This is a genomic window from Vibrio sp. 14G-20 (assembly GCF_026241515.1).
Classification (GTDB): domain Bacteria; phylum Pseudomonadota; class Gammaproteobacteria; order Enterobacterales; family Vibrionaceae; genus Vibrio.
Genome location: NZ_JAPHPW010000039.1, coordinates 1 through 26876, shown reverse-complemented (window position 1 = coordinate 26876; position 26876 = coordinate 1). Strand labels below are relative to the sequence as shown.

25 protein-coding genes and 1 tRNA gene are annotated in these 26876 nt (G+C 44.3%); 7 read left to right on the top strand and 19 right to left on the bottom strand.

Annotated features, from left to right (window positions below; genetic code table 11):
* Nucleotides 1-21: 21 nt before the first annotated feature.
* Both OQJ75_RS21520 and OQJ75_RS21515 read right to left on the bottom strand, forming a co-directional pair.
* Nucleotides 22-1170 (bottom strand): serine/threonine-protein kinase, encoded by a 1149-nt coding sequence (locus OQJ75_RS21520; protein WP_265970424.1) that lies wholly within the window; start codon nucleotides 1168-1170, stop codon nucleotides 22-24.
* A gap of 233 nt (nucleotides 1171-1403) precedes the next feature.
* Nucleotides 1404-1480 (bottom strand) — tRNA-Arg (locus tag OQJ75_RS21515).
* Nucleotides 1481-1690: 210 nt separating this feature from the next.
* On the opposite strand from OQJ75_RS21515, the gene folD reads away from it, so the two are divergent.
* A complete protein-coding gene (folD, locus tag OQJ75_RS21510) occupies nucleotides 1691-2548 on the top strand; it encodes a bifunctional methylenetetrahydrofolate dehydrogenase/methenyltetrahydrofolate cyclohydrolase FolD (protein ID WP_004734180.1) in 858 nt (285 codons plus the stop codon).
* 156 nt (nucleotides 2549-2704) lie between these two features.
* Here the strand turns inward: folD and OQJ75_RS21505 are convergent, their stop codons facing one another.
* From OQJ75_RS21505 to OQJ75_RS21485, 5 genes are all read right to left on the bottom strand, one after another.
* Entirely contained in the window at nucleotides 2705-4519 is a 1815-nt protein-coding gene (locus OQJ75_RS21505) for a cation:proton antiporter (protein ID WP_265970425.1), read from the bottom strand.
* Nucleotides 4520-4703: 184 nt separating this feature from the next.
* Nucleotides 4704-5903 carry a NupC/NupG family nucleoside CNT transporter gene (locus OQJ75_RS21500; protein WP_265970426.1) on the bottom strand — a complete coding sequence of 400 codons (1200 nt, stop codon included), beginning with the start codon at nucleotides 5901-5903 and terminating at the stop codon, nucleotides 4704-4706.
* Nucleotides 5904-6108: 205 nt separating this feature from the next.
* The gene (locus OQJ75_RS21495) at nucleotides 6109-7029 is read right to left on the bottom strand and encodes a LysR family transcriptional regulator (protein WP_016789605.1); all 921 of its coding nucleotides are present in this window, start codon (nucleotides 7027-7029) and stop codon (nucleotides 6109-6111) included.
* 170 nt (nucleotides 7030-7199) lie between these two features.
* Nucleotides 7200-8198, bottom strand: a complete 999-nt coding sequence (locus tag OQJ75_RS21490; protein ID WP_176680235.1) for a lytic murein transglycosylase — start codon at nucleotides 8196-8198, stop codon at nucleotides 7200-7202.
* A 30-nt stretch (nucleotides 8199-8228) separates the two neighbouring features.
* Nucleotides 8229-8519, bottom strand: coding sequence for a YcgL domain-containing protein (locus OQJ75_RS21485; RefSeq protein WP_017062372.1), 291 nt, complete (start codon nucleotides 8517-8519; stop codon nucleotides 8229-8231).
* 220 nt (nucleotides 8520-8739) lie between these two features.
* Between OQJ75_RS21485 and minC the strand changes: the two genes are divergently transcribed.
* The 3 genes from minC to minE are packed head-to-tail and all read left to right on the top strand — an operon-like array spanning nucleotide 8740 to nucleotide 10506.
* Nucleotides 8740-9402, top strand: coding sequence for a septum site-determining protein MinC (gene minC, locus OQJ75_RS21480; RefSeq protein ID WP_017629530.1), 663 nt, complete (start codon nucleotides 8740-8742; stop codon nucleotides 9400-9402).
* A 21-nt stretch (nucleotides 9403-9423) separates the two neighbouring features.
* Entirely contained in the window at nucleotides 9424-10236 is an 813-nt protein-coding gene (minD, locus tag OQJ75_RS21475) for a septum site-determining protein MinD (protein WP_009848498.1), read from the top strand.
* Nucleotides 10237-10242: 6 nt separating this feature from the next.
* Entirely contained in the window at nucleotides 10243-10506 is a 264-nt protein-coding gene (minE, locus tag OQJ75_RS21470) for a cell division topological specificity factor MinE (RefSeq protein ID WP_010436847.1), read from the top strand.
* 130 nt (nucleotides 10507-10636) lie between these two features.
* On the opposite strand, the gene rnd is transcribed toward minE, so the two are convergent.
* The 8 genes from rnd to OQJ75_RS21430 form a co-directional block, all read right to left on the bottom strand.
* Nucleotides 10637-11755 carry a ribonuclease D gene (gene rnd, locus OQJ75_RS21465; protein ID WP_265970427.1) on the bottom strand — a complete coding sequence of 373 codons (1119 nt, stop codon included), beginning with the start codon at nucleotides 11753-11755 and terminating at the stop codon, nucleotides 10637-10639.
* 143 nt (nucleotides 11756-11898) lie between these two features.
* Nucleotides 11899-13593: a long-chain-fatty-acid--CoA ligase FadD gene (fadD, locus tag OQJ75_RS21460; protein ID WP_017062375.1), complete on the bottom strand. Its 1695-nt coding sequence runs from the start codon at nucleotides 13591-13593 to the stop codon at nucleotides 11899-11901.
* A gap of 106 nt (nucleotides 13594-13699) precedes the next feature.
* Complete coding sequence (locus OQJ75_RS21455) at nucleotides 13700-14551, bottom strand: alpha/beta fold hydrolase (RefSeq protein ID WP_265970428.1); 852 nt, start codon at nucleotides 14549-14551, stop codon at nucleotides 13700-13702.
* A gap of 49 nt (nucleotides 14552-14600) precedes the next feature.
* Nucleotides 14601-15161, bottom strand: coding sequence for a Slp family lipoprotein (locus tag OQJ75_RS21450; protein ID WP_265970429.1), 561 nt, complete (start codon nucleotides 15159-15161; stop codon nucleotides 14601-14603).
* Nucleotides 15162-15196: 35 nt separating this feature from the next.
* Entirely contained in the window at nucleotides 15197-15502 is a 306-nt protein-coding gene (locus OQJ75_RS21445) for a hypothetical protein (RefSeq protein WP_048610433.1), read from the bottom strand.
* A gap of 72 nt (nucleotides 15503-15574) precedes the next feature.
* A complete protein-coding gene (tsaB, locus tag OQJ75_RS21440) occupies nucleotides 15575-16276 on the bottom strand; it encodes a tRNA (adenosine(37)-N6)-threonylcarbamoyltransferase complex dimerization subunit type 1 TsaB (RefSeq protein ID WP_048615073.1) in 702 nt (233 codons plus the stop codon).
* A gap of 59 nt (nucleotides 16277-16335) precedes the next feature.
* The gene (locus tag OQJ75_RS21435; protein WP_265970430.1) at nucleotides 16336-18264 is read right to left on the bottom strand and encodes an ATP-dependent DNA helicase; all 1929 of its coding nucleotides are present in this window, start codon (nucleotides 18262-18264) and stop codon (nucleotides 16336-16338) included.
* Nucleotides 18265-18424: 160 nt separating this feature from the next.
* Complete coding sequence (locus OQJ75_RS21430) at nucleotides 18425-18625, bottom strand: hypothetical protein (RefSeq protein WP_265970431.1); 201 nt, start codon at nucleotides 18623-18625, stop codon at nucleotides 18425-18427.
* Nucleotides 18626-18907: 282 nt separating this feature from the next.
* On the opposite strand from OQJ75_RS21430, the gene purU reads away from it, so the two are divergent.
* Nucleotides 18908-19741: a formyltetrahydrofolate deformylase gene (purU, locus tag OQJ75_RS21425; RefSeq protein ID WP_059020334.1), complete on the top strand. Its 834-nt coding sequence runs from the start codon at nucleotides 18908-18910 to the stop codon at nucleotides 19739-19741.
* Nucleotides 19742-20041: 300 nt separating this feature from the next.
* Here the strand turns inward: purU and OQJ75_RS21420 are convergent, their stop codons facing one another.
* On the bottom strand, nucleotides 20042-20638 hold the full coding sequence (locus OQJ75_RS21420; protein WP_265970432.1) for a VOC family protein: 597 nt from the start codon (nucleotides 20636-20638) through the stop codon (nucleotides 20042-20044).
* A 348-nt stretch (nucleotides 20639-20986) separates the two neighbouring features.
* Here OQJ75_RS21420 and argS point away from each other — a divergent pair, with 348 nt between their 5' ends.
* Entirely contained in the window at nucleotides 20987-22720 is a 1734-nt protein-coding gene (argS, locus tag OQJ75_RS21415; RefSeq protein ID WP_248397457.1) for an arginine--tRNA ligase, read from the top strand.
* Nucleotides 22721-22989: 269 nt separating this feature from the next.
* A complete protein-coding gene (locus tag OQJ75_RS21410; RefSeq protein WP_016767492.1) occupies nucleotides 22990-23418 on the top strand; it encodes an HIT family protein in 429 nt (142 codons plus the stop codon).
* Between the two features lie 137 nt (nucleotides 23419-23555).
* Here OQJ75_RS21410 and OQJ75_RS21405 read toward each other — a convergent pair whose 3' ends face one another.
* From OQJ75_RS21405 to OQJ75_RS21395, 3 genes are read right to left on the bottom strand one after another with little or no spacing between them, the layout of a single operon-like run.
* Nucleotides 23556-23786 (bottom strand): FeoC-like transcriptional regulator, encoded by a 231-nt coding sequence (locus OQJ75_RS21405; RefSeq protein ID WP_004734201.1) that lies wholly within the window; start codon nucleotides 23784-23786, stop codon nucleotides 23556-23558.
* Complete coding sequence (gene feoB / locus OQJ75_RS21400) at nucleotides 23783-26056, bottom strand: Fe(2+) transporter permease subunit FeoB (protein ID WP_265970433.1); 2274 nt, start codon at nucleotides 26054-26056, stop codon at nucleotides 23783-23785. Before feoB ends, OQJ75_RS21405 begins: the two co-directional genes overlap by 4 nt.
* The gene (locus OQJ75_RS21395) at nucleotides 26057-26278 is read right to left on the bottom strand and encodes a FeoA family protein (protein ID WP_004734203.1); all 222 of its coding nucleotides are present in this window, start codon (nucleotides 26276-26278) and stop codon (nucleotides 26057-26059) included.
* Nucleotides 26279-26876 lie beyond the last annotated feature (598 nt).

Here is a 26876-nt window from a genome sequence, read left to right as displayed (position 1 = left end):
AGGTGATGATATCACCTCTAACTAAGTGACCAAATTCACTATGCCACTACAGTCTGAATCAAGTTGCAACTTTTGACGGCTAAGGTTGTGCGTCTCTATAGAAAAAGCCACTAAAAACGCGGTTAGTATCGAAAGAAAAAACGAAAAATACACGGAGGTTGCAGGATAACGTTGAATAAACTTAGTCACTTTATAAACGCTATTTTTTTTACGATAGTTTAATGGATAACAACACCTTACATTTTCGATATCATCCGCTAAATCACTAACACTTTGATATCGACAAGTACGGTTTTCATTAGTGGCATGTTGCTGAACTCGAACTAAATCTTTCGATGCTGTTTTATCTGGAAACATCTTCTGTAGGATTCGCCCTAAAGAGAACACATCAGACCTTTCATCTAAACTTTCGCCTGTGATTTGTTCTGGACTAGCATAAATTCGACTGACAGCCTTAATGGGAGTGAATGCCTCATCACGGGAGCAACTAAGATTTTGAGTAAGATTGAAATCAATAACCTTAGGTTCCCCCTGTGTATTTATGAGTATATTTTCAGGTTTTAAGTCAGCATGTAGAACATTCAACTCATGCGCATATTCAATAGCAAGGCAGATATCTCGAAATAACGTAAGTTTTTGGTCACAAGAGAGTGGATTAGTGGACAGGTATTCATCAAGTAAACAGCCATCAACGTACTCCATTACTATATAAGCAACTCCTTTATGAAGACCCGCATCATAAACCTTCGTAATGTTGGAATGATTGAGGTTTGCCATGACTTGAGCTTCACAGAAAAGTTTGTCTTTGCCTAAAATATTAAATGCTTCGGCGTTAAAAAACTTGATCGCGTAGTTATGCTCAAAAAAATGGTCACACCTAGACGCAAAGTAAACCCCCCCAAAGCCGCCTTTACCTAGTTCATGTCCAACAAGATAACGATCATCAACTATCTCGTTTTCAAATGATTGAAGCACGGGCATCGAAGAGGATAGATGAATATCTAACAATTGAGTCAAACACTGTTGTTCATATGCCAAAAGCAAATCGGAGACTCTTCGAGCCACTTGTGGTGAGGTGGTGCTTAGTCCCGAGAGTTTTGATTGCCACTCTTTCGGATCTGTATCAATCATGTGATAAAAAAATTGGGTACTACTGAGGTCTGGATTCATTTCTAGTGCCAGTAACAATTGCTACTCATCTTATATAATACAATACGAACTTACTTACATAGCCTAGAAATGAATTGATACAGTTTTCGATTATTAGACACTAATAAACGACGTATACATTGAAGATAGCGATATTTCAGGAGTTAACGTATCACATCTCAATAAGAAAATTAGATTGCTCTGAAATGCAAAAAACCCGACAACTCGGAGAGTTATCGGGTTTCTTTAAATAATGGTACGCCCTGAAGGATTCGAACCTTCGACCACCTCCTTAGAAGGGAGGTGCTCTATCCAGCTGAGCTAAGGGCGCGCTACAGGAAAGGATTATACGAATTCGAATCAGTAAAGCAACGGCTTTGTGTAACATTCTGATCTAAGTGAGTAAAAAAAGGCCAACAAACATATAAGTGTTGGAAAATAGAACAAAGCAAACGTTTGCTTGATGGTAATCAAAAAGATTTTCTGGAATAATGCGCCAAAACATCAGCCACTAACTTGAATATCAATACTAAGGAAATTCATGACTGCTCAAAATATTGATGGAAAGCTAATTTCTCAAACAGTTCGCTCTGAAGTAGCGGCACGTGTAAAAGCTCGTACTCAAGCTGGATTGCGTGCTCCGGGCCTAGCGGTTGTTTTAGTGGGTGAAGACCCGGCATCTCAGGTTTACGTTGGCAGTAAACGCAAAGCGTGTGAAGAAGTTGGTTTCGTCTCGAAATCTTTTGATTTACCAGCAACTGCCACCGAACATGAATTGCTAACGCTAGTCGATCAACTCAACGAAGACCCAGAGATTGATGGCATTCTAGTTCAACTGCCTTTGCCTGCTGGTATCGATACTACTCACGTTCTTGAGCGTATCACACCTGAAAAAGACGTTGATGGCTTCCACCCATACAACGTAGGCCGTTTGGCTCAGCGTATGCCTAAGCTACGCTCTTGTACGCCTAAAGGCATCATCACGCTGCTTGACCGTTACAACATCGATTTACGCGGCAAGCACGCGGTTGTTGTTGGTGCATCAAACATCGTTGGTCGCCCAATGACTCTAGAACTGCTTCTAGCAGGTTGTACGACAACAACATGCCACCGCTTCACCAAAGACCTTGAAGGTCACGTACGTCAAGCAGACGTTGTTGTGGTTGCCGTTGGTAAGCCTAACTTCATTCCTGGTGCTTGGATTAAGAAAGGTGCTGTTGTGGTCGATGTTGGTATCAACCGTTTGGAATCTGGCAAGCTCGTTGGCGACGTTGAATACGATGTGGCTAAAGAGAGCGCAAGCTTCATCACACCAGTTCCGGGTGGTGTTGGTCCAATGACAGTGGCAAGCCTAATCGAAAATACTATGATCGCTTGTGAGCAATTTCACTCGAAATAGCCCGTAAACGACAGTCTCGGTAGCAATACCGCTGACATGAATTGACTGTTACTAAAATAGAATTAAAAAGCCGCAGCGTGAAAACGTTGCGGCTTTTTTGATACTGAGCTATTCGTTTTTGATACAAAGCGACTCGCTTTAAATACAGAGCACTCGCTACTTATCTGGAGTATCGATACCTTCAATCTCTTCCGAAGGCGGTAATAAACTAATAACCTGACACTCCGTTGATATGAGTTTTTCCAAGTCAGAACCTTGTGTCACTAAGCGGAAATCACCGTCATTAATCACACCAAGTGGAATCGCTTTAGGGTACAGGGCATTAAACTCATTAAGGTCAAACGCCTCGGTTAAACCCGTGCTCTTAATTTGGCTGCCTTGAGCCATCAAGGAGTTAAGTTTGGAATAGGTAACCCCTTCTGAAAACAAACTTCGATTACCATCGCGACTCACTTGATGCCTTTCATGCTTAGTCTCTGATGATTCAAGCTCAAACACCTTATTGACGCCAAACTCATCTTGGTAATGCATGCTGACTAACGGGTTGGTTTGACGATAAGGCGAGACGATCATCGCGCGCCCTATCCCATCCAATTCCAAATTGTTTTCCGCATGACTTGAAGCTGGATTACCAAAATAGACATTCAAATTATCCATCCTCGCCAAACGAATGCTCTCCCAGTTTGTATCGGCAAGCACGCTATTGATGTTGTGTGTGGCTAGCACCTTGGCAAATTGTCTTGCAAAGTGAGTGGCGCCAAAGAAGATAACCCCTTGTGCTTTCTCTTGAGTCACACCTAACCTTCTCGCCCACCAACTCGCGGTTAGGCTCTGAATCACAACCGTACCAATAATGACTAAGAACACCATTGGCACGAGCAGATCTGCCCCCTCAATCAATTGCTTCTCTTGAAGTTTTATCGCAAACAGAGAAGAAACCGCGGCTGCTACGATCCCGCGAGGTGCCATCCAACTCAAAAACCATTTATCCGCCGAAGTAAGATCCGTGCCGATCCCGCTGATCCATACACTTAACGGGCGAGCTACCAGCATCACCACCGCTAGCAACCCAATACCGCCCCAACCTATCGAAAGGAAAGTCCCCGAATCGAGTCGACTGGCTAGCAAAATAAACAATGCAGAAATGAGTAACACGGTCAGGGTTTCTTTGAATTCGATGATGTCTTCGATATCCAAGCCTTTCACATTGGCAAGCCAGATCCCCATGATGGTCACGGTTAGCAAGCCCGACTCTTCACTCAAGTCATTAGAAAAAGAGAACGCAGCCAACATTAGCGTCAGCACCGCCACATTACGTAAATAGTGAGGCACCCAATGCCCTTGCAGCATCTTGGCAATCAAATGGCCACCGATGATCCCTAAGCCTAAACCAATGGCTAAGGTTAGTCCCAGTGCTGAAAGTACATGCCCAGTAGGATCGGCCGAAGAGACTATGTATTCATAAACCAGAACAGCAAACAGAGCGCCAATGGGATCAATCACTATCCCCTCCCATCGCAAGATACTGCCTAGAGAAGACTTAGGCTGAATACTGCGAAGCATAGGGACAATCACCGTCGGCCCTGTCACCACCACCAAGGCACCGAATAGCGCCGCCAATGGCCAACTGAAGTTAACGAAGTAGTAAGCACCAACAACAATGCACGCCCACGTAATCAACATACCGAAACTCACGAGGTGAGTCACCATGCGACCGTGGCCTCTAATTTCTTTGAAATTTAGGGTCAATGCGCCTTCAAACAAGATGATGGCAACACCTAAGGAGATCATAGGAAACAGCACATCACCAAAAATGGCATCGGGATTTAAGATATTCAGGCCGGGACCTAACAACAGGCCGACGATAAGGAGAGGAAGAATAGCGGGAAGACGTAAACGCCAGCCGAGCAGCTGACAAGCTAAAGACAAGAGTCCAATTAACGCCAAAGAAGAAGTAATCGACAAATCCATTTGTGCCCCTAAAAGGTTTGCACCACACCCTGTGGTACAAACTATTCAATGAAATAAGAAAGCCTACGTCATTAAACTATAGGCTCTCTTTTTCGTGCTAACCGAATATTATTGTGATTAATCAGTCACTTTACTATAGGGGAAATAAAGTGACTGACTCATCCACTCGGTACTTATCATCTAACTACAGAGAAAGTACAACACCCGCAATAGCGGCACTCATTAAGTTAGCAAACACACCTGCACAAATTGCTTTGAAGCCATATTGTGAGATGAAAGAGCGACGCTCTGGTACCAAGCTGCCCAAACCACCGATAAGAATCGCCATGGTAGAGATGTTAGCAAAGCCACATAGAGCAAAAGTCACGATCGCTTGTGAGTGTTCACTTAGCGCTTCTTTAGCATCCATTAACTGGATGAAAGCCACAAACTCGTTCACGACAATCTTGTTACCGATCAGTGAGCCTGCAACCACAGCCTCAGACCACGGTACACCGATCAGCCATGCAACGGGTGCAAACACATAACCTAGGATAAGTTCGAAGCTTAGGTTTACGCCAAACCAGCCGCCAACAATACCTAATATGCCATTCAGCATTGCAATCACACTGATAAAGGCAAGAAGTGTCGCACCCACCGCAACGGCAATACGAAGCCCAGACATAGCCCCATCTGCCATTGCCTCAACGACGTTTGTTGCTCGTGGAATTTCTACATCAGACTCAATATTTTCTTGAGCGTCATCTGCGCTACCTGGTACTAAGATCTTTGCCATCAATAGACCAGCAGGTGCAGACATAAATGCCGCAGCGATCAAGTAGTTCAGGTCAACACCTAGCGATGCATAACCCACTAGCGTACCACCAGCAACAGAAGCCAAACCACACACCATCACAGCAAACAGTTGTGAATCCGTCATGTGCTTCAAGTAAGGTTTAACCACCAATGGTGCTTCAATCATGCCAACGAAGATGTTCGCAGTCGCAGACAATGATTCCGCACGACCTGTTCCCAAGAACTTCTGTAGCGCGCCACCGATAAGGTTGATCACCTTTGGCATAAAGCCGATGTGGTACAAACCCGAGATCAGTGCAGAGAAAAAGATAATGATGCCTAGAACGTTAATCGCGAAAACGAAACCGTTATTCGTTAGACCACCAAATAGGAAGTTAATCCCCTCTTGACCGTAGTTGATCAAGCTAGATACCGCACCTGTGGCTGCATTCAACGCTTCTTTACCCATTGGTACATATAGAACCAACAGCGCGAATGAGATTTGTAATAAGAAAGCCAAAGAGACTGTTCTTAGTGGAATATTTTTTCTGTCCGTAGATAGTAACCAAGCGGCAACTAAAATAGTGATAATTCCAAGTAGCGAAGCCATGTGCGTCAACCTAAAAGTTGTAGATAGGAAAGGCGACGCATTCTATAGAGGAAATCGTTTGCGGCAAGTGGCGGTTGTTAACGTGATGTTGGGGTAATCACCTTTGAGTAATAATATAAATTAAGTTATTGAATTTTAATAATTAAGTTTGATTAAAAACCATACTTTTTCCATATGGAAATTATATTTATAGATTTGGAAACAGTTAGCGATGCAGTTCAACGCAAGTTTTCAGGTTTTCATCCCAGTACGTCGGCGATCCAATATGATCTTTAATGAACTCAATCACCGCAGAAAGCTTCTTCGGCATGTTCTTTCGACTCGGATATACCGCATAAAATGGCATTAATTGGCTAGCCCGCCATTCAGGCAACACTTGGATTAATTTGCCCGTTCTAAACTCTTCTTTTACTAAGTAAGTTGCTAAGTAAGCCACGCCCCATCCTGATACGGCTGCGTCTCGCACTGCCTCAGCTAAATCCACCGAGTAATCGCCCGCCACTTTAACGCTAAGATTTTCTTGGCCATTATCAAACGCCCAAGATGTGTAATCTCGCTCTCGGCTGCGATAGATAAGGCAGTTATGGTCTATCAGATCAGAAGGCACATGTGGAGTCCCAGCTTTAATCAGATAATCCGGTGATGCAGCCACCACAAACTGACTGTCTGCCAATCGCTGCGCAATGTAACCTTCGGGCAAATCTTCATTATTGGTAATCCAGAGATCCAATCGCTCTTCAATCATATCAACCTTGTAGTCGAACAAGTGGACTTCGATTCTCAACTGAGGATAAAGCTGTCTGAGCTGATCAATCGCAGGAATGATGTGCAAAGTACCAAATGACTGCGACAACCCAACACGCAATATTCCAGAGATGTCATCACGCTGGCTGTCCATATCCATTTGAGCCGCTTTTACCGTATTAAACAGTTGCTCACAGTGCTGATAGAACACCTCTCCGGCTTCAGTGAGCGTTAGACTACGTGTGGTTCGTTGTACCAGCTTGATGCCAATGGAGTCTTCAAGCAAAGCAACTTGCTTACTGATGTGAGACACCGAAACATTCAAGCTTTTCGCAGCACTGGTAAAGCCTTCATGCTTGATCAACGCATGGAATATCACCATCTGTGCAGCTCTATCTGTTAGCACAAGACCACCTTCTTAAATCTCTGAAATATAAAATCAAAAAGGACTCCGAAGAGTCCTTTAGTTCGTTCTGCCTATGGTAGGCCAATTGCTATCAAAGCGACCTAGGTCTGTTAATCAAATTAAGTCTACTAATCAAATCATGCCGATTAATCAAACTTAATTCTGTCTGCTAGGTGGCTAACTGCCAAAGCAAAGTAGTAAGAACGATTCCACTTCATTAACACATTGTAGTTGTTGTAAATGAGGTACGAACGACCCGCTTCGTCATCCGGCATAATCAACCAAGCTTTAATGTCTTCATCAAGCGTCGGCAGTGGGCGATCGTCGTAGCGCTTAATACCAAGTTCAGACCACTCTTTTAGGTACTTCGCTTTGTCTTCAGTTCGGCCTTGCAAATCAATAGACACGGTTGATGGTACGTGCACCTGACGGCCCCAGGTGTACTTATCATCCCAACCTGATTGGCTAAGGTAATTGGCTGCCGAAGCAAACACATCTTCTTCAGTGCCCCAGATATCTTTCTTACCGTCGCCATTACCATCAGCGGCAAACGCTAAGAATGAGCTTGGCATAAACTGAGGTTGACCCATCGCACCCGCCCAAGAGCCTTTCATCTCTTTTGGTGCAATATGGCCTTGATCAAGAATCTTCAATGCCGCCATTGCTTCGCTGCGGAAGAAAGCTTCTCGGCGTCCTTCATAAGCCATGGTCGTTAAGGCATCGATAACACTGTAATTGCCCGTGAACTTACCAAAGTTACTCTCAACACCCCATAGTGCGACAATGAATCTTGGTTGAACGCCATATTCATCACCAATACGCTTTAACGCGGTGTAATGTTTCTTGTAGAGCGACCTTGCTTGCTTCACTTTCCAATCTGGTACCGCTCGTGGAATGTATTCATCCAGAGTCAGCTTCTTCTCAGGTTGGTTTTTATCGGCTTTCACCGCTCTTGGCTTAAACGTTACACCATCAAAGGCTTCATCAATGATCGCTTCAGAAACGCCTTCTTCACGGCCTTGTTGCTTTAGTTTTTCTACATATTGTTCGAAGCTCAATTCTTCAGCGTGTACTGAGCTAATGGTCAGACTATTACCCAAAAGTAATGCCGACACAGCCAATATGGTTTTCGAAAATTTACTCAACGATCATCCCTCCTTGAATTGAGGTGGATATCACTCTTCGTCTTGAGATTTCTGTTGGGCTTTACGCTCTTTATGAAGCTCAAGTTCGTTAACTGGTGGTGGCGGAACCTGCAAAAAGAAACCATCGGTATTCAGTGATTCTTTCACTTTTTCGATGTTTACTTGAGCCAGTTTACGGCCATCCATTTTAATTACCATTACAAAACTAGGTTTACCAAACATTTGCATCAATGCGTCAGGAACTTGTGAAAAATCATCCTTCTTAGGGATATAAAGGTATGTTCCTTCTTTCTTTGAGCTTTTATATATAGAACACAGCATGACAAACCTTTTTAATTGATTATGACTACAAAACTCTCACTTGCGAGATCAATAGTTTATGTTAGGGAAATATTGAGAACAAAACGTCCATTTGACAACAAGATTACTTGCTGTGCTTGGTTTGGGAATATAACATGATAAACCTAGTTTCAGGCAATGCCCTTTATTTTATTGATAAAGAAATTGTACCCATTCGCTATTGAGGTCCTGTAGTTTTTCGATGTCTAGTAACCCAGATCTAAAAGGTAGCAGCTTTACGCTATCTGTTTTGCACTTATCCGATGATCAAGTCGAAAATGCAGTCTCTTTTCTTCAAGAGAAGGTAGACCAAGCACCTACGTTTTTCGCTGCCGCACCTGTTGTTATCAACATCAGCAAAGTCGCGGGCGATATCGATTTTGTGCAACTTAAAAATGGTATATCTCAAGCAGGTATGATCCCGGTTGGTGTGGCTGGCTGTTCTGATAAGCGTATGCAAAACCTCGCTAAAGAAGCCGGTTTTGCGGTGATGACGGCAAGCAAGTCGCCATCTCAAGCTCCGGCGAAAATGGCTCCGATAAAAGTGGTGAGAACCCCGATTCGTTCAGGCCAACAGGTGTATGCAAAAGATGGCGATCTATTGATCCTAAGCCATGTAAGTGCTGGAGCAGAAGTGATAGCCGATGGCAGCATCCATATTCATGGCACTTTACGAGGCCGTGCTATTGCAGGTGCAAGTGGTCAAACTGAAGCAAAAATAATTTGTAATGACTTACAAGCAGAGCTGGTTTCCATTGCTGGAAATTACTGGCTCAGCGATCAAATTGAAAGCGAGTACTGGCAAAAGAAAACCATGTTCAGTATGGCAAACGATGTATTGCACGTTGATGTCCTCGCAATATAAGAGAAATAAAAGGAAAACAGAATGGCACGCATTATCGTTGTAACGTCAGGTAAAGGCGGGGTAGGCAAAACGACCTCCAGTGCAGCTATTGCCTCGGGTCTGGCTTTAAAAGGAAAGAAAACCGCAGTTATCGACTTTGATATCGGTCTGCGTAACCTAGATTTAATCATGGGTTGTGAGCGTCGTGTTGTGTACGACTTCGTTAACGTTATCAATGGTGAAGCGACGCTGAACCAAGCGATGATCAAAGACAAGCGCACAGAGAACCTGTTCATTCTTCCTGCTTCTCAAACTCGTGATAAAGACGCACTAACAAAAGATGGTGTTCGTCGTGTATTTGATGAACTGGATGAAATGGGCTTTGATTTCATTATCTGTGATTCTCCTGCGGGTATCGAACAAGGCGCTCTGATGGCGTTGTACTTCGCTGATGAAGCGATTGTAACCACAAACCCGGAAGTCTCTTCAGTACGCGATTCAGACCGTATTCTAGGTATTCTTGACTCTAAATCTCGTCGTTCTGAAGACGGTTTAGAGCCAGTGAAAACACACCTTCTACTGACTCGCTACAACCCAGCACGTGTAACTCAAGGTGAGATGCTCAGTGTTGAAGACGTTGAAGAAATCCTGCACATCTCTCTACTGGGTGTAATTCCAGAGAGCCAAGCGGTACTGAACGCATCGAACAAGGGTGTTCCAGTTATCTTTGACGAAGCAACCGACGCAGGTATGGCTTACAATGATACTGTAGAGCGACTACTGGGTAGCCAAGTTGACTTCCGCTTCTTAACGGAACAGAAGAAAGGCATCTTCAAACGACTGTTCGGGGGCTAATGCACAATGTCATTATTAGAGTTTTTTAGACCACAGAAAAAGACAACCGCAAACCTAGCCAAAGAACGTTTGCAGATCATTGTTGCCGAACGACGCAGCCATGACGACCCTGCGCCATCTTACCTGCCGCAACTAAAAGAAGACATCTTGAAGTGTATTGCCAAGTACGTTGAGGTTGATCCATCAATGGTTGATCTGACTTTTGAACACAAAGATGACGACATATCAGTGTTAGAGCTGAATGTTAAGCTTCCAGAAGAAGATCGATAATCTTTCTGAACAAGATAGGCAGGTAATGCACTTGCTTGTATTGATTGAATAAAAAAAGAGAGCCTAGGCTCTCTTTTTTGTATCTTCAGTTTATAGCTGTAACTAAGTTAGATTTTATAACAGCAAACGGTTATTTGATCGCTTTACTCAGCTTTTCGCCAACCACATCTAAACGCCAACCTTGCATAACATCAGGCAGCTTCTCTGGGTTACGATCGTGCTTCCACACCCAGCTTAACACTTGGTTAAGTTGCTTCTTAGATGCCAAGAATTCCGTCGCCAAACCGCTGTGTTGTGATGCTGTTTTCACTTCATCTTTCAGCACTTTGAAGAGTTGCTTGTAGCCAGGGAAGTCCATTAGACGTTCTACTGGTGCTGGGTACTCTTCTTCTGGTGTATGTTCAGCTAACTTAACGATTGAGCTGATCTTCGCACCATGGCGACGCACAGAGCGGTAATCGAAACCTTCTTGCTCCATGTGCTTAGGATCTTTCATCCCAAAACGCGCCACAGCCCATAGGTCTTGTTCTTTGAAGACAAAGTTCAGCGCTAAATCGCGCTTGATTGCTTCTTTTAGACGCCAAGTTGCTAAAGGTCGTAAGATCGCTAGCTGCTTAGGTTTAAGCTGCCATGCCCCTTTAATATCAAGGTAGGCAGTGTCTGGGTTTACTTTACGGATGCGTTTAGCAACTTGTAAATCAGACTCTTGCTGAGCCGCTTCCCACCAGCCAGCTTCCATCACTTTTTCTAGAAGCTTGTTGTACATTGGCATTAGGTAATGCACGTCTGCCGCTGCGTAGTCCAATTGCTTTTGAGAAAGCGGACGCGCCAGCCAGTCAGTACGAGATTCACTCTTATCGAGATCGACACCGACAAACTCTGAAACCAGAGCAGCAAAGCCTGTTGATAAGCCATGGCCTAAGAAAGCCGCCATGATCTGGGTATCAACCATTGGTGTTGGTGTACAACCAAATGCGTTTTGGAACACTTCTAAATCTTCACCGCAAGCATGCAGCACTTTCAGAACAGAGGCGTCTTTCAACAATCCAACAAATGGTGTCATTTCACCAAGAGCAATAGGGTCAATCAGTGACAGCGTTTCACCATCAAATAACTGAATCAAGCCTAATTGAGGGTAATAGGTTCTTGTACGAACAAACTCCGTATCAAGCATAACGACATCAGCTTCACGTGCTTGTTGGCAAACTCGCTCAAGGTCTTTCAATTGGGTAATGATTTGATAATCCACAAAAACTCTCACAGGTTTCTATTTGATCGCCGGATACAAAAATGCCGACATTAACTGTCGGCATTCTAACACCATTTTTCAGCGCTCGCTTAGATTAAGCGCCTCAATGGTTATGGTGCAGTACTTTCGCGTAAACGGGCTAATTATTCGCTAGCGCGTTTCGCCAGTTCTGCATCGTTTTCTTCACGCAGTACGCGGCGTAAGATCTTACCTACGTTAGTCTTTGGAAGATCATCTCTGAACTCGACTAATTTAGGGATTTTGTAACCCGTTAAGTGCTCACGACAGTGCGCGATAATGTCTTCTTTGGTCAGGCTAGGGTCACGCTTAACCACGTAGATCTTAACCAGCTCACCAGACACTTCATGAGGCTGGCCGATAGCTGCTACTTCTAACACTTTGCCATGCAGAGCCACTACGTCTTCAATCTCGTTCGGGTAGACGTTGAAGCCTGATACAAGAATCATGTCTTTCTTACGGTCTACGATGTACAACAAGCCTTCGTCATCAAACTTAACGATGTCACCTGTCGATAACCAACCGTCTTGATCGATCACTTCTTTGGTCGCTTCAGGGCGCTGCCAGTAGCCTTGCATTACCTGAGGACCACGAACTTGTAGCTCGCCTACTTGGTCATTAGCAATAACCTTGCCTTCATCATCAACAATACGAACTTCTGTCGATGGTACAGGTAGGCCAATAGCACCTGTGTAGTCTTTAAGGTCGTATGGGTTACCTGTTACCAGTGGTGAACACTCAGTTAAGCCATAGCCTTCCAATAGGTGAATGCCTGTCGCTTTCTTCCATTGCTCAGCAACAGCGCGTTGAACCGCCATGCCGCCGCCAACAGATAGGCGTAGGTTACTGAAATCCAACTCGTGGAAATCTTCGTTATTAACTAGTGCGTTAAACAAGGTGTTTACGCCGGTAATTGCGGTAAACGGAACCTTTTGCAGCTCTTTAATAAAGCCAGGAATGTCACGAGGGTTAGTAATTAGAAGGTTACGACCACCCATCTCAACAAACAGTAAGCAGTTCACCGTCAGTGCAAATACGTGGTAAAGCGGTAATGCTGTTACAACCAACTCGCGGCCTTCTTGCAGAACAGGACCGTAAGCCCCTTTCGCTTGAAGTACGTTCGCAATCATATTGCGGTGCGTTAGGATTGCGCCCTTAGCAACACCCGTAGTACCACCTGTGTATTGTAGGAATGCGATGTCATCTCCCGCCATGAACGGCTTCACATATTGAAGACGACGACCTTTGTGCAGCGCTTTTCTGAATGAGATAGCACCCGGTAGATCATACTTAGGCACCATGCCTTTTACGTATTTCACTACGAAGTCGACAATTGTCCCTTTCGCGCGTGGCAGCATTTGCCCTAGGCTGGTTAGAACAACGTGTTTAACCGGCGTGTTATCAACGACTTTCTCTAGCGTGCTCGCAAAGTTAGATACGATAACAATCGCCTTTGCACCAGAATCGTTCAGTTGATGTTCAAGCTCACGAGGTGTGTACAGTGGGTTGACGTTCACTGCAATCATACCGGCACGCAATACACCAAATAGTGCAATTGGGTATTGCAGTAGGTTTGGCATCATTAGCGCGACGCGATCGCCCTTCTTCAGTTTCAAGTCATTCTGTAGGTAAGCAGCGAAAGCACGGCTGCGCTCTTCAAGCTTACGGAATGTCATAATCGAGCCCATGTTCTCGAATGCAGGTTGGTCCGCGTACTTCTGCACCGACTGTTCAAACATTTCTACAAGAGATGGGTACTGATCTGGGTTGATCGTTTCTGGTACGTCACTTGGATAACGTGAAAGCCAAGGTTTATCCACGATGTTACTCCTCGTTTATCAGCTGACGACTGCTTCGCCGCTTTTTATCATTGCGGTATTACAGCACAGCTTTAGTGCATGAGCACTAAAAGGCTCAAACACTTGTTTAAATTTTGTTAACTACACCAAGAATTAGCTCTGAAACTAGCTCTGGGCTCTCTAAATGACAATGATGTCCGCCAGGAACAGTCTCTATTTGCAGAGGACTATGCACTGATTTGTAGCGATTATGCTGCAAATGTCGGAATCCATCATTCCCTAGGGTTATTAATTGAGGGCATTCAATAGCCGCCATAATCGCTTCAGCGTGCGCCTGTGACATTCGATATAACGAGTCACATTTTAGATTAGGGTCGCATCGCCATTGCCAAGAGTTCTCGAACTCGACAATCCCTCGCTCAACAATAGGAGCGATTAATTCAGCATTAATTTGGTTGGCGTGAGCTCTCAGCTTAATAGCATCCTCAAGGCTTGCCAGAGGACGTGAAGGCTTTCTTCGCTGTCGAAAACGACTGAGTACCCCATCCCTCAAGCGAGAGACTGTTTCGTGGGGAGCTTCAGAAAGAGGTCCGTGACCTTCAATTTGAATTAATCCTGACACCTTTTCAGGAAAGGCGGCACTATAGCAACTTGCTATCAATGCACCAAGTGAATGTCCTACCAGTACCAGTCTGTTTGGCGATAATTTAGTCACCAACTGATGCAAGTCATCAATATAATCATGAAATGGGTAGTAACTTCCCGATTTGTGCGACGAGAAGCCGTGTCCGAAGAGATCGATAGCAACAAGGTGAGCATTGGGCGCAAACTTGGCGACTTGCTGCATAACCTGATTAAAGCTGGACGAATTATCCAACCACCCATGAATAAAAACGACCGTCGTTGCGGTCGTTTGTGGGTTGCCAATCTGTTGTGTTGCAAGCGTCCCGCTCGCGAGAGAGTATGACTTTTCAATCATCAAACATGTAGTTCCATCTGTTTGCGCAATCAACGTGGAATAAAGTTAATTACTCTACGTCCTGTATCACTCGGCCTTGTCTTGGCATCGTTTGAAAGCTGCGGCAATGTAAACTTCTGCACGAGTAGTAGGTTGGTGCAAAATCGTTAACAACAACGCGCTCAGTAATGTTCCACAGACGTTGGTTGTCCACTTGCATCACAGGGAAGGTGTAAGGGTATTCCCCTATTTTTCCATCTTCACTCCCGCTTGACTGGCCTACTAACGTAATCAGACGACCTTCAGCAAAACTTAGAGGCTCAACGTACCCTTCAATATAACCAACAAAACGTCCGCTTGGCTCTGCGTCTAGATCTGGCTTACCGTTACTCGAAATCGGCATATTAGCGACTTCGATTCGAGTCTTATCTTTCAAGTTGGTCACTTTAGAGATAACGCCACCCAATCGAACACTTTTTGCATCCGGTAGTTGGTCGACCCATTGCTGGTAATCGCTAATCACAGGCTCTGATTTTGCTTCAAGCTCACTAGGAAGTGATGAACACCCGGCAAGTACCAAAACACCAAGAGAAAAGGCTATTAAGCGTAATTTAGAGAGATAATTTGACATGGTTCTGGTCCTTAAACAGGCATTAATAAGAAGCTCTAGATGTAGATATCGACACCGATAAGCTTTGCAAGTTCTTCTTTCTTCGCCTGATTCATTACATCCATATATTCTTCCATAGCCTTACGTCCTCGGCCTTCTGGAAGATCATACTGGATTTGAGCCTTGTGTAGTTCAGACTCTTTAACTTGACGAATAGAGTGAGAAACAGCATTAGCCACCTTAGTCGGTTGCCCAACAGCAGTGCTAGCATCAGATTTTTTTGCCTGCTCCTTCTTTTTAATTCGATTCGGCTTAGACGTATTGCCTATCGAAGAAGGAGGTAAGTTGTTAATTGATACCATGACTAAATATCTGCCCTCTTAAATCTAAATAATACGCATTTAGACCTAATTTGCATCAGAACCTTGTAAAAATTATTCGCGACCTGGCAGTTTCTTCCAAGTCACTTTGTCACGAAGATAAACTGGCTCAGACTCTTCTGCTGCAACCGCTTTACCTTCTGCATAAGCGAATTGAGCAAGGAACGCCATATCTTGAGCTTCTGGGAATAGCACTTCACACGCTTTGGTGTTGATCGCTAGTGTGTCCATATGCTCGGCATAAGCTTCCCAGCCGGTACCGACTTTCGCCCATGTTTCAGAATCTGCTTCTAACTGCGCAGCCAGTTCACTTGGTGGCGTTACACATTCGGCATCAACCGCAGTCCAACGACCATCTTGTTCACGGCTGTAACGAGCCCAGTATACTTCACTCATACGCGCATCAATCGCTGTCGCAACGTGAGTTTCACCAAATTTACGGTAGCTGCCTTGCGCCATCGCTGCCAGTGTAGAGACACCGATCATCGGTAAATCCGCACCAAAAGCTAAGCCTTGAGCAATACCAATACCAATACGTACACCCGTGAAACTGCCTGGGCCTTGGCCAAACGCGATAGCATCGATATCGGTTAAAGCGACATTCGCTTCTTTCAGTACTTCATCCACCATAGGTAGAATTTTTTTCGTATGGTCTCGAGGAGCCTCTTCGCTACGTGCGAACACCTGGTCACCCATTACTAGTGCAACTGAACAGTTTTCAGTTGCGGTATCTACTGCAAGAATTTTCGCGCTCATTTGTGTCTCAAATATCTGTTATCTAATCTAAAAATAATGGCTAAACTCAACAATGCCAATTAATCAGCAGCGGTTGAATGGTCTTTAGCTAAGAATTCTTTAATGACCCCTAAGTCACGTGTACGTGGGATAGGCGGTAAACTCGCCAAAAATATGCCACCGTAATCGCGAGTCACCAATCGGTTATCGCAAATAATCAAAGCGCCATTATCACGCTTGTCACGTATCAATCGGCCGACACCTTGTTTCAAGGTAATCACGGCGTCTGGCAACTGTACCTGTGCAAAAGGATCACCCCCTTTTAACTTACAGTCCTCGATTCGAGCCTTAAGTAAAGGGTCATCAGGGGCTGTAAAGGGCAATTTATCGATGATAACACAGCTTAATGCGTCGCCCCTAACATCTATCCCCTCCCAGAAAGCGCCAGTGGCTACCAGCAATGCGTTACCTAATTCCATGAATTCGGCTAAGGTTTTTTGCTTACTAGTCTCACCTTGCAGCAGAACTGGAACCGTGAGGGTTTCACGGAATCGCTCCCCCAACTCTTTCATCATGCTGTGTGAAGTACACAAGAAGAAACAGCGACCTTGGTTTTGCTCGATCACAGGGGTCAGCATTCTAACCAACTTATCCGCCAAACCAGGGCTATTGGGTTCTGGAAGATAACGAGGCACACACAAACGCGCCTGATTAGGATAATCAAATGGGCTCGGCAGTGAAAACTGAGCCGACGGCTTTAGTCCCAAGCGTGAGGTAAAGTGGTCGAAATCATCCGACACCGCTAAGGTTGCAGAGGTAAATACCCACGCGCCCGGCTTCAGCTCAATCTGCTCGTGGAATTTATCGGCGACTGAAAGCGGTGTGATGTGCAAAGCAAAGTGGCGCGGTGTAGTGTCATACCAATACGAATAGCCAGTAATCGACACATCGCACACGCGTTCGATACGCGACTTAATCATGTTTGCGCGCTCGAAGGCAGTGTCTAACAGCTGGCTTCGACCCAATGCTAATTTCAATACATCGACAGCCAATTGTAATGCATCTTGCAAACGAACCAACTCTCTTACAATCGATTCGGATTTCAATGCTTCACGCCAGTTACCACGAAAACCGGTATCACCGAGTACGATACGCAGATCGGCTGACGATTGAATGAGCCTCTCGCCAACCTTTTGTAGCTGACGCATGTCTTTGGCTTCAGTTCGGTAAGCGATTTCAATGTCTTTGGCTAGCTCTTGGATCTGTCGACTGGAAACCGATTGTCCGAAGTACTGGCTGGCGATGTCAGGAAGTTGATGCGCTTCATCGAAAATAAACACATCAGCTTCAGGAATCAGCTCACCAAATCCGGTCTCTTTAATCGCTAAATCCGCTAAGAACAAGTGGTGGTTTACCACAACCACATCAGAGTCCATCGCTTTTTTACGCGCTTTTAGCACAAAGCAATCGGTATAGCTTGGACACTCTTTACCTAAGCAGTTGTCGTTAGTAGAAGTAATCGTCGGAATGATTGGGCTGTCTTCTGCAATATCATCACAATCGCCTAAGTCGCCCGTTTGTGTCGCAGACGACCAACTACGAACTTTCACCAATTGTGCTAGCAATGTGGGATCGGTATGAGTGCCATGACTCTCGATCATTTGACGGCTGAGCCTGTCCAAACACAAATAGTTTGAACGACCTTTGAGTAACGCAACCTGACCATAAAAGCCAAGCGCATCGACCATCAAGGGTAAATCTCGGTGAAACAGCTGTTCTTGAAGGTTTTTAGACCCCGTACTAATGATAGCTTTCTTGCCACTGAGCAACGCAGGCACTAAGTAAGCAAACGTCTTACCGGTACCCGTTCCCGCTTCAACAACTAATTGGCCTTGTTTTTCAATAGCTTGCGAAACCGATTCAGCCATGTCTAACTGAGCTTGTCTTGGTTGAAACCCAGGGATAGCTTTGCCCAGAGCGCCATCAGCAGAAAACGTTTTAGATATCATAGAGTACGAAGTTTAGAAAAAGAGAAGGCGAATTATGGCAGGTTTAGTGAGCCGGCGCGAATCAAGAATGACTTCGCACCGGAGGTGTTTGGTTTAGTTTGACGTGACTTAAGTTACCTTGAAGGTAAGAATTGAAGAAGTAGGAATTAGAGAATCGTTTTTATTTTCGACCTAGATAACGTGACAGCCAAGGGGCACCTTCAAAATGGTTATCATCGGGCTGTATGGCTTTCGCTGCATCGGTTGGTGAGGTCTTACTTTCCCACATTTCATCTAGAACATGACTATCTAATTCGGTACCTCTCGCCAATGAATTCACTCGCTTGCAGTACAGTTTTTTGGATAGTAACTCTTTATCCATAAGTATCACCTCTATTTTTGGCCAAGGCGTAAATGCCTCGGTTGAAGTTCAAATGCGTACTACGGTCAAAACTTTTAAAAATGAAGCTTCTGCCTGTTTTTCTATCTAAAAACTGATATTTCTATATCAAACAATTTATCAAAGCGATAAATGAGCAGCAGAATTTGTTGAAACCAACTTGATAATAGATTAATTATAACGGTGATATTGCGGCTCAGTTCACCGTTCGACGGCCTGCATTTAATTTGAAGAATAAAAATATTTCATGGAAGTAAGATGCAAATGGAAAGAAAAACTTTACTAACACATTGTACTGATGCCCCGGGCCTCATCTCTAAGATCACCAACATTTGTTATAAGCACCAACTCAATATTATTCACAACAATGAGTTCGTAGATAACACAAGTGGCCACTTCTTTATGCGCACCGAGCTTGAAGGGTATTTCAATGATGAAACCTTGCTTGCCGATTTAGACCAAGCCCTGCCACCAAATACGAAACGTAAACTTGTTGATTCATCTCGCAAGCGTGTTGTGATACTCGTGACCAAGGAAGCACACTGCCTTGGCGACATTCTAATGAAGAACTTCGATGGCAGCTTAGACGTTGAAATCGCGGCCGTTGTCGGTAACTACGACATTCTACAAAGCCTAACCGAGCGTTTTGACATCCCTTACCACCATGTTTCTCACGAAGGGCTAAACCGTGAAGAGCATGAGAAGAAGATGCTAGAAGTGATTGACCAATACGAGGCGGATTACCTTGTTTTGGCTAAGTACATGCGAGTGCTGACTCCAGGGTTTGTTGAAAAGTACAACCACAAGATCATCAATATCCACCACAGCTTTTTGCCAGCGTTCATTGGCGCGAAGCCATACCAACAAGCTTATGAGCGTGGCGTAAAAATCATTGGTGCTACAGCGCACTTCGTCACAAACGATCTCGATGAAGGCCCAATCATCAAGCAAGACGTTATCCCAGTGGATCACAACTTCAGCGCGAAAGACATGGCTCAAGCCGGTCGTGACGTAGAGAAGAACGTGTTGAGTAAGGCTTTAAACAAAGTGATCAATGATCATGTGTTTGTTTATGGCAACAAGACCGTGATTTTGTAAGTCGCTTATTTAAGTAATACTTCCAGTTAGAACCCAATAAAAAACGCGCAACAGGATTAACCCGTTGCGCGTTTTTTGTATCTGGTTATTTGGCTAGCTTTTAGAGATTCCCGATTAAGCTCCTTCGTCGTTATCGGGAATGACGAGCTCAACCCGCAGGTCTCTACCTAGAAACATTATATCTAACAATCGCTTACAGTAGTTAGTTAGTAAACAAACACACCCACTAACTGACAACCTCATCATTCCGACGAGCCTAGGCGAGATCAGGAATCTCTTTCCAGCAATTTTCTACTCAAATTAAGCTTGTTCAGACTCTACAATCTTCTTCAAAGAGTGTGGATGCAACTTGATGCAAATCCCTTGATGCTTGAATGCAACCGTTGGGTTATTCAAACGTTCACCCTCGCCTTTCGGGCTAGAGAGTTTGATCTTAACGCCTTGCTCAGACAAAGTTTCAAACTTAACGGCAAACTGCGGGTAGGTTTCTTTAAGATCCGCTAGATACTCATCGGCCGTTTGCGCGTGAGAAGGTATCACGAACTCAACATGCTCCCAGTCTTGAGACGGGTAAATTTTACCTTCTGCAGGATATGGCAGCTCTAAACACTCAATCTTCCAACCAAGACTTTGCAATGGTTCATCGAAAGCCAACACCACAATTGGACGACCGTTAATCATCGCTTCTGAAATCGTAGAACCGTATTCAGACCATGCTTGATGTGCTGATTTCGCAAGCTCAGTTTCATTGATTCTTAATGCAATATGATCCGCTTGAGCAAAGCTTAAATCCAAACCCAATGTATTTCCTAGGTTCTCAATTTTCGCCATAAATGTATCAAGGCGCGCAATCATTTGTTGTGGTTCTAGTTCAGCTTGCTTCAGGCTCATCGTCATTGTCTGTGTTCTCCAAATAATGGCTGCATGGTATCAGTTTTACTTTCAGCAACAAGCGTTGCTTTTGCAAAAAACATTCAATTAACGTCCTATATCAACAACCTAAATAGACAAACTCAGCTTCTCAAAAGTTGTTTGTCAAAAACCCCTCAGGAAATGTGAATTTTCTATCAATCCGGCCTATAAGAAAGCTCTCAAAATTGGTATGATTACCGCCATTTTGTGAACTTAAACAGAGTCTGTTGTTCATTTCAGCATTAAATCGTTAACTAGACGCATAATTAGCCAAATTTAATGCCCACGAAATAACGGCCACTCTTATTCATCCTTGAATTGAAGGAAACGCGTGTGAATATCCAAGCACTGATTAATGACAAAGTATCTCAGGCTCTAGAAGCCGCTGGCGCACCTGTAGGCTCTCCTGCGGCTGTTCGCCAATCTGCAAAACCACAATTTGGTGACTACCAAGCAAACGGCATTATGGGTGTTGCTAAACGACTAGGCACTAACCCTCGAGAATTTGCTCAAAAAGTATTGGACGTTCTAAACCTAGACGGTATCGCTTCTAAAGTTGAAATCGCAGGTCCAGGTTTCCTAAACATCTTCCTAGATGAAGCATTCCTAGCACAACAAGCAGACGCAGCACTGGCTGATTCTCGCCTTGGTGTTGCAGCGGCTGAAGCGCAAACCATTGTTGCTGACTACTCTGCACCAAACGTTGCAAAAGAAATGCACGTTGGTCACCTACGTTCAACGATCATCGGTGATGCTGTTGTTCGTACACTTGAGTTCTTAGGTCACAAAGTTATCCGAGCTAACCACATTGGTGACTGGGGTACTCAATTCGGTATGCTTATCGCAAACCTTGAGCGTATCCAAGCTGAAACGGGCGAAGTTTCAATGGAGCTTTCAGATCTTGAACAGTTCTACCGTGAATCTAAAAAGCTTTACGACGAAGACGAAGAATTCGCAGTAAAAGCACGTGGCTACGTAGTGAAACTGCAAAGCGGCGACGCATACTGCGCTGAAATGTGGAAAAAACTGGTTGACGTAACCATGGTTCAAAACCAACGTAACTACGATCGCCTAAACGTATCACTGACACGTGATGATGTAATGGGTGAAAGTATGTACAACCATATGCTTTCAAACATCGTTGCTGATCTACAAGCACAAGGCCTAGCAAAAGAGTCTGACGGCGCACAAGTTGTATTCCTAGACGAATACAAAAACAAAGACGGTGACCCGATGGGCGTTATCGTGCAAAAGCGTGACGGTGGCTTCCTATACACCACAACCGATATTGCATGTGCTAAATACCGTTTTGAAGAACTGGGCGCAGACCGCGTACTTTACTTCATTGACTCTCGTCAGCACCAACACCTAATGCAAGCTTGGACTATCGTTCGTAAAGCGGGTTATGTTCCTGAGTCTGTATCTCTTGAGCACCACGCATTCGGCATGATGCTAGGTAAAGATGGTAAGCCATTTAAAACTCGCGCAGGCGGTACAGTACGTCTTGCTGACCTTCTGGACGAAGCAGAAGTACGTGCAACTCAGCTGATTGAATCTAAAAACCCTGAGCTAGCAGAAGACGAGAAGAAAACCATCGCGAACACAGTAGCAATGGCTGCCGTTAAATACGCAGACCTTTCTAAGCACCGTACCACTGATTACGTGTTCGACTGGGAAAACATGCTGGCATTTGAAGGCAACACAGCACCGTACATGCAGTACGCATACACTCGTGTCGCTTCAATCTTCGCTAAAGCAGGCATCTCTATGGACTCTCTAGAAGGTGACATCAAAATCACTGAAGAGAAAGAGAAAGCACTTATCGCGAAACTTCTACAATTTGAAGAAGCGGTACAGTCTGTTGCTCGTGAAGGTCAACCACACATCATGTGTAGCTACCTGTTCGAACTTGCTGGTCAATTCTCTAGCTTCTACGAAGCGTGCCCTATCCTTGTGGCTGAAGATGAAACAGTTAAACAGAGCCGCCTGAAGCTTGCTGCACTGACAGCTAAGACTATCAAGCAAGGTCTGTCGCTTCTAGGTATCGAAACTCTAGAGCGCATGTAGTTCCCTTCGGGTTACAATGAATAAATACAAAGGTTGATGTGAGAGCATCAACCTTTTGTTTTATCTAACGTATACTGATACCAATCGTAGTAAATAACTAATCCTCCTAGCTGGTTAAAACGCTCGATAACTGCGTTAGAATTTTTAATTGTAGAATAACTACTTATCAAAAAAATCTGCCTTGTTCTCAAACCTTTTTCCTGCGCTATTTCTGATCATTTACTTACTGTGATTGGTATGACTTCAAGAAATCGAAATGGATAATAATAATGAGCTTTGAACTTCACCCACAGTTAGCAAAAGACACCACGCTTATCGGCGAATTTCCACTAAGCTTGGCACTGCTAAGCAAAGACAGCGCCGTGCCTTGGGTTATCTTGGTACCAAAACGTGCCAACCTAAAAGAACTGCACCATCTACCAATGAAAGAACAACAACAGTTCTTGCTTGAGTCTCAAGCGGTAAGCCAAGCATTAGAAGCGACATTCCAACCAGACAAGCTAAACCTAGGCGCACTGGGTAACATGGTGCCACAGCTACACATTCACCATATTGCACGCTTCAAAAACGACATAGCATGGCCAGGCCCGGTATGGGGTAATACCAAAGGTGAACAACGTAGTGAAGAAGAACAAGCAGCAATCCATACTCGCATCCAGAATGTTCTGTCATTGAGCTCTATCTTCAAGAAAGCGTAGTTCGAGTTCATCTCATTACGCTTTAAAGTAAGACAGCTCAGGAAAGACACATAACAAAAAGCCGCTCATCTAAAAATAGTTGAGCGGCCTTTTTATTGTCTAATCTCGCCGTTTTCAACGAGAGTATGAAACCAAAACTACATCATCACATTAAGTGACAAACCATCTTGTTTGCTGATGGTGTAACGAATACGTGTTGTATGCCCATGCTTGTTGGTATCGACCAAGCGGGAAACTTTCCCTTTCTTGACCCACACACTCAGCATCGCATCGACACCGTCTTCGCTCATACCAAATTTAGACGCAAGTTCACTGCGAGCTGCAACGCCCTCGTTATCAATGTATTGATGAAGTTCAGTTAAAATCATACTACTTGCACCTCTAGTGCTTTCTGCTTATTGCCAACTTTCTTGAAGACGCGATACGTCACCACAAAACCACCAGCAATCGCCACCATCCATACTGCACTTGTCACTGGATGTGCAGCAAAGTTTGCCGCTTGGTAGTAGAAGGTCGCACCAAAGTACCCAAGAGCCATCGTCCAAACCGCGATGAAGCGTGCAAACATCTGACCAAATTCACGAACATAAGCACCCATCGCTGCCACACAAGGCGTGTAAAGCAGGATAAGAATCAAGTAAGCAAATGCAGCATGGCCAGAAACAAATTTGTCTTTCAGATTACCAAAGATAGACGAATCAACTTCTTGGTCTGCAGCAACAGAGCCAGAATCCGATAAGTCACCCACTTCAATACCTAGCGGATCTGAATAGCTCAAGCCAGATAGGTTTTCAGGGATAGTCATTACTGCTTCTTGCAAGCTTGCAGTTAAATCAAACTCAGCTGGTTCTTCATCAGAAGGCGTTGTGTACAGGCTATTTAATGTACCGACAACGGCTTCTTTAGCAAAAATACCGGTAATGATACCAACCGTTGCTGGCCAGTTCTCTTCAGTAATACCAATCGGTTGGAATACAGGTGTTACAACTTGAGCCGCTTTAGACAGTACTGAATTTTCGCTGTCTTCATTACCAAAGCTTCCGTCCATACCTAGAGAGTTTAGGAAGCTAAGAATAGCCACAACCATCACGATTGTTTTACCTGCACCAAGTACGAAACGCTTCAGCTTCTGCCAAGTTTTTAGCATTACGTTTTGCACTGTCGGCAATTCGTAATCTGGCATTTCCATCACTAAGCTATCGCTGCTACCAGGGTAGATCGTATTTTTCAAGAACAGCCCCGTAAATACAGAAGCAACGATACCCATGATGTACAGAGCGAACACTACGTTTTGTCCCGCGCCAGGAAAGAATGCCGCTGCGAACAGTGCGTATACCGGTAAACGAGCACCACATGACATAAACGGCGCCATTGATGCTGCCAATTTACGTTCGCGCTCTTGGTCAAGAGTACGAGTTGCCATGATTGAAGGCACGTTACAACCAAAGCCCAGTACAAGTGGGACAAATGCTTTGCCCGGTAAGCCAATCTTCTGCATCACTTTATCAAGTACGAATGCAGCACGAGCCATGTAGCCTGAGCTTTCTAGTACCGCTAAGAATAGGTAAAGCGCTGCGATAACTGGAATAAAGGTCGCAACCGTTTGAATACCACCGCCAATACCATCAGCAAGTATAGTGACTAACCAAACCGGTAAATGGCCATCTAATAAGTGGTGTCCGCCATCAACTAATATTGCCCCAACACCAATATCAAAGAAGTCGATAAACGCACTACCGATATTGATAGAGAACATGAACATTAGGTACATGATGACGAAGAAGAAAGGAATACCGACCCATTTATTCAAAATGAATTGGTCTGCTTTCTCAGTAAAGTTACGGCTTAGTTTCCCTTCACTGCGACGAACACGTTTACAAAGGTCATATAAGAAAGTGTATTTAGCGTCAGCAACAGCAAGGTCAATATCGAAATCGGCGCCTAGGCGCACACTGTCGATTTGAGTACGAGTTTGAGGAGCCAATCCGTTCAATACTAAGTAATCATTTTCTAAAGCACGAATAGCCAGAGCTCGGTGAGATACGTCAGCATCATCAAATTGTGACTCAACAGAAGGGATAAGAGCTTCTAACGCGGCATCGTAATCAATAGAGATAGGATCAAGACTCACACCTTGAACAAGCAGTTTATGCAGACGCTCTTTAAAACGTGCAACTTGGCCTTTGTCGTTTGCAGACAAGCTTAAAACTGGACAGCCAAGCTCTTTCTCTAGCGCTTTAAGGTTAATCACCTGACGCTCACGCTTTAATACATCCATCTTGTTCAATACAACGATCATTGGGCGACCCAACTCTCGTAATTGTAATGTCATGTATAAGCTTCGTTCTAAGCAGCTTGCATCTACAACATTGATGATCACATCTGCAGGGTGAGTTAGCACAGCACGAGACGCGATAGATTCATCGATACTGTTCGCATCATTACCACTGTCTAGTGCGTAGATACCCGGTAAATCCGTTAGCTGAAACTGATCACCAGCGTGCGAATACAAACCCGTCTTCTTTTCTACGGTTACACCAACCCAGTTACCAACGTGCTGCTTAGCACCAGTTAAGGCGTTAAATAATGTTGTTTTACCACTATTCGGGTTACCAACGGTAAGAACTTGATAATCCATTTAGATAACCTCGATTTGTTCTGCAATGCTTTCACGAATGGCGATAGAAACACCTCTCACCTCCACTTGAAGTGGATCACCCATCGGCGCACGACGGATTAGCGTCACCTCAGTTTTTGGCAACATGCCCATAACCATAAGTTTTTTTCTAACGTCCGGTGTTAAGCCTGTTAGTGCAACAATAGAAGCCGCTTTTCCTTGCTCGAGTTGTGAGAGTTTCATAAATGCCCAATTCGTGACTGATAATGAGAAAGATTGTTATTACCGCCATGATACACATACATGACCACAATTCTATTGTGTGAAATCAATGTTTTCGAAAATACATACTCGTAAATTTCGTTAAAAACGTTTACGTCAAAAACGTTACTTTCAACAAACAACGAGAACTACCTCACTAGTACCAATCAAGGAAAACCAACACAAATCATTAATTATCAACAACTTAAAATAATGTCGGTTTTCTCATGGCCATCTGTCGTTAATTTTATAAGTAAAATAAGTGGGCAGACGTATAGTTACTCCAACGAAGAGAAACTACTTCTCTTTAATTTTATTCCAGAGGTGATGTGGCTTGCCATATCACTCCGGCAGCAAGCGAAGGTGTCCTTGGCACCCGTGGTATAGTCCCCCCGGCTATACCACGATATTTTTTTTCTTCCTTTTGTTTTATCCCAACAGCCTTTCAAACTCCCCACAGCTCTCTATCTCTATCTCTATCTCTATCTCTATCTCTATCTCTATCTCTATCTCTATCTCTATCTCTATCTCGTATCTCGTATCTCGTATCTCGTATCTCGTATCTCGTATCTCGTATCTC

Bases quoted from the DNA above. Each gene is read 5' to 3' on its own strand.
- OQJ75_RS21500 (WP_265970426.1), bottom strand. From the start codon at position 5,903: ATGGCTTCGCTACTTGGAATTATCACTATTTTAGTTGCCGCTTGGTTA.
- minD (WP_009848498.1), top strand. From the start codon at position 9,424: ATGGCACGCATTATCGTTGTAACGTCAGGTAAAGGCGGGGTAGGCAAA.
- OQJ75_RS21450 (WP_265970429.1), bottom strand. From the start codon at position 15,161: ATGTCAAATTATCTCTCTAAATTACGCTTAATAGCCTTTTCTCTTGGT.
- OQJ75_RS21430 (WP_265970431.1), bottom strand. From the start codon at position 18,625: ATGGATAAAGAGTTACTATCCAAAAAACTGTACTGCAAGCGAGTGAAT.
- OQJ75_RS21455 (WP_265970428.1), bottom strand. From the start codon at position 14,551: ATGATTGAAAAGTCATACTCTCTCGCGAGCGGGACGCTTGCAACACAA.
- OQJ75_RS21520 (WP_265970424.1), bottom strand. From the start codon at position 1,170: ATGAATCCAGACCTCAGTAGTACCCAATTTTTTTATCACATGATTGAT.
- OQJ75_RS21410 (WP_016767492.1), top strand. From the start codon at position 22,990: ATGAGCTTTGAACTTCACCCACAGTTAGCAAAAGACACCACGCTTATC.
- OQJ75_RS21435 (WP_265970430.1), bottom strand. From the start codon at position 18,264: ATGATATCTAAAACGTTTTCTGCTGATGGCGCTCTGGGCAAAGCTATC.
- minE (WP_010436847.1), top strand. From the start codon at position 10,243: ATGTCATTATTAGAGTTTTTTAGACCACAGAAAAAGACAACCGCAAAC.
- OQJ75_RS21395 (WP_004734203.1), bottom strand. From the start codon at position 26,278: ATGAAACTCTCACAACTCGAGCAAGGAAAAGCGGCTTCTATTGTTGCA.
- OQJ75_RS21420 (WP_265970432.1), bottom strand. From the start codon at position 20,638: ATGACGATGAGCCTGAAGCAAGCTGAACTAGAACCACAACAAATGATT.
- folD (WP_004734180.1), top strand. From the start codon at position 1,691: ATGACTGCTCAAAATATTGATGGAAAGCTAATTTCTCAAACAGTTCGC.
- minC (WP_017629530.1), top strand. From the start codon at position 8,740: ATGTCTAGTAACCCAGATCTAAAAGGTAGCAGCTTTACGCTATCTGTT.
- OQJ75_RS21505 (WP_265970425.1), bottom strand. From the start codon at position 4,519: ATGGATTTGTCGATTACTTCTTCTTTGGCGTTAATTGGACTCTTGTCT.
- OQJ75_RS21495 (WP_016789605.1), bottom strand. From the start codon at position 7,029: ATGGTGATATTCCATGCGTTGATCAAGCATGAAGGCTTTACCAGTGCT.
- OQJ75_RS21445 (WP_048610433.1), bottom strand. From the start codon at position 15,502: ATGGTATCAATTAACAACTTACCTCCTTCTTCGATAGGCAATACGTCT.
- feoB (WP_265970433.1), bottom strand. From the start codon at position 26,056: ATGGATTATCAAGTTCTTACCGTTGGTAACCCGAATAGTGGTAAAACA.
- OQJ75_RS21485 (WP_017062372.1), bottom strand. From the start codon at position 8,519: ATGCTGTGTTCTATATATAAAAGCTCAAAGAAAGAAGGAACATACCTT.
- purU (WP_059020334.1), top strand. From the start codon at position 18,908: ATGGAAAGAAAAACTTTACTAACACATTGTACTGATGCCCCGGGCCTC.
- OQJ75_RS21405 (WP_004734201.1), bottom strand. From the start codon at position 23,786: ATGATTTTAACTGAACTTCATCAATACATTGATAACGAGGGCGTTGCA.
- tsaB (WP_048615073.1), bottom strand. From the start codon at position 16,276: ATGAGCGCGAAAATTCTTGCAGTAGATACCGCAACTGAAAACTGTTCA.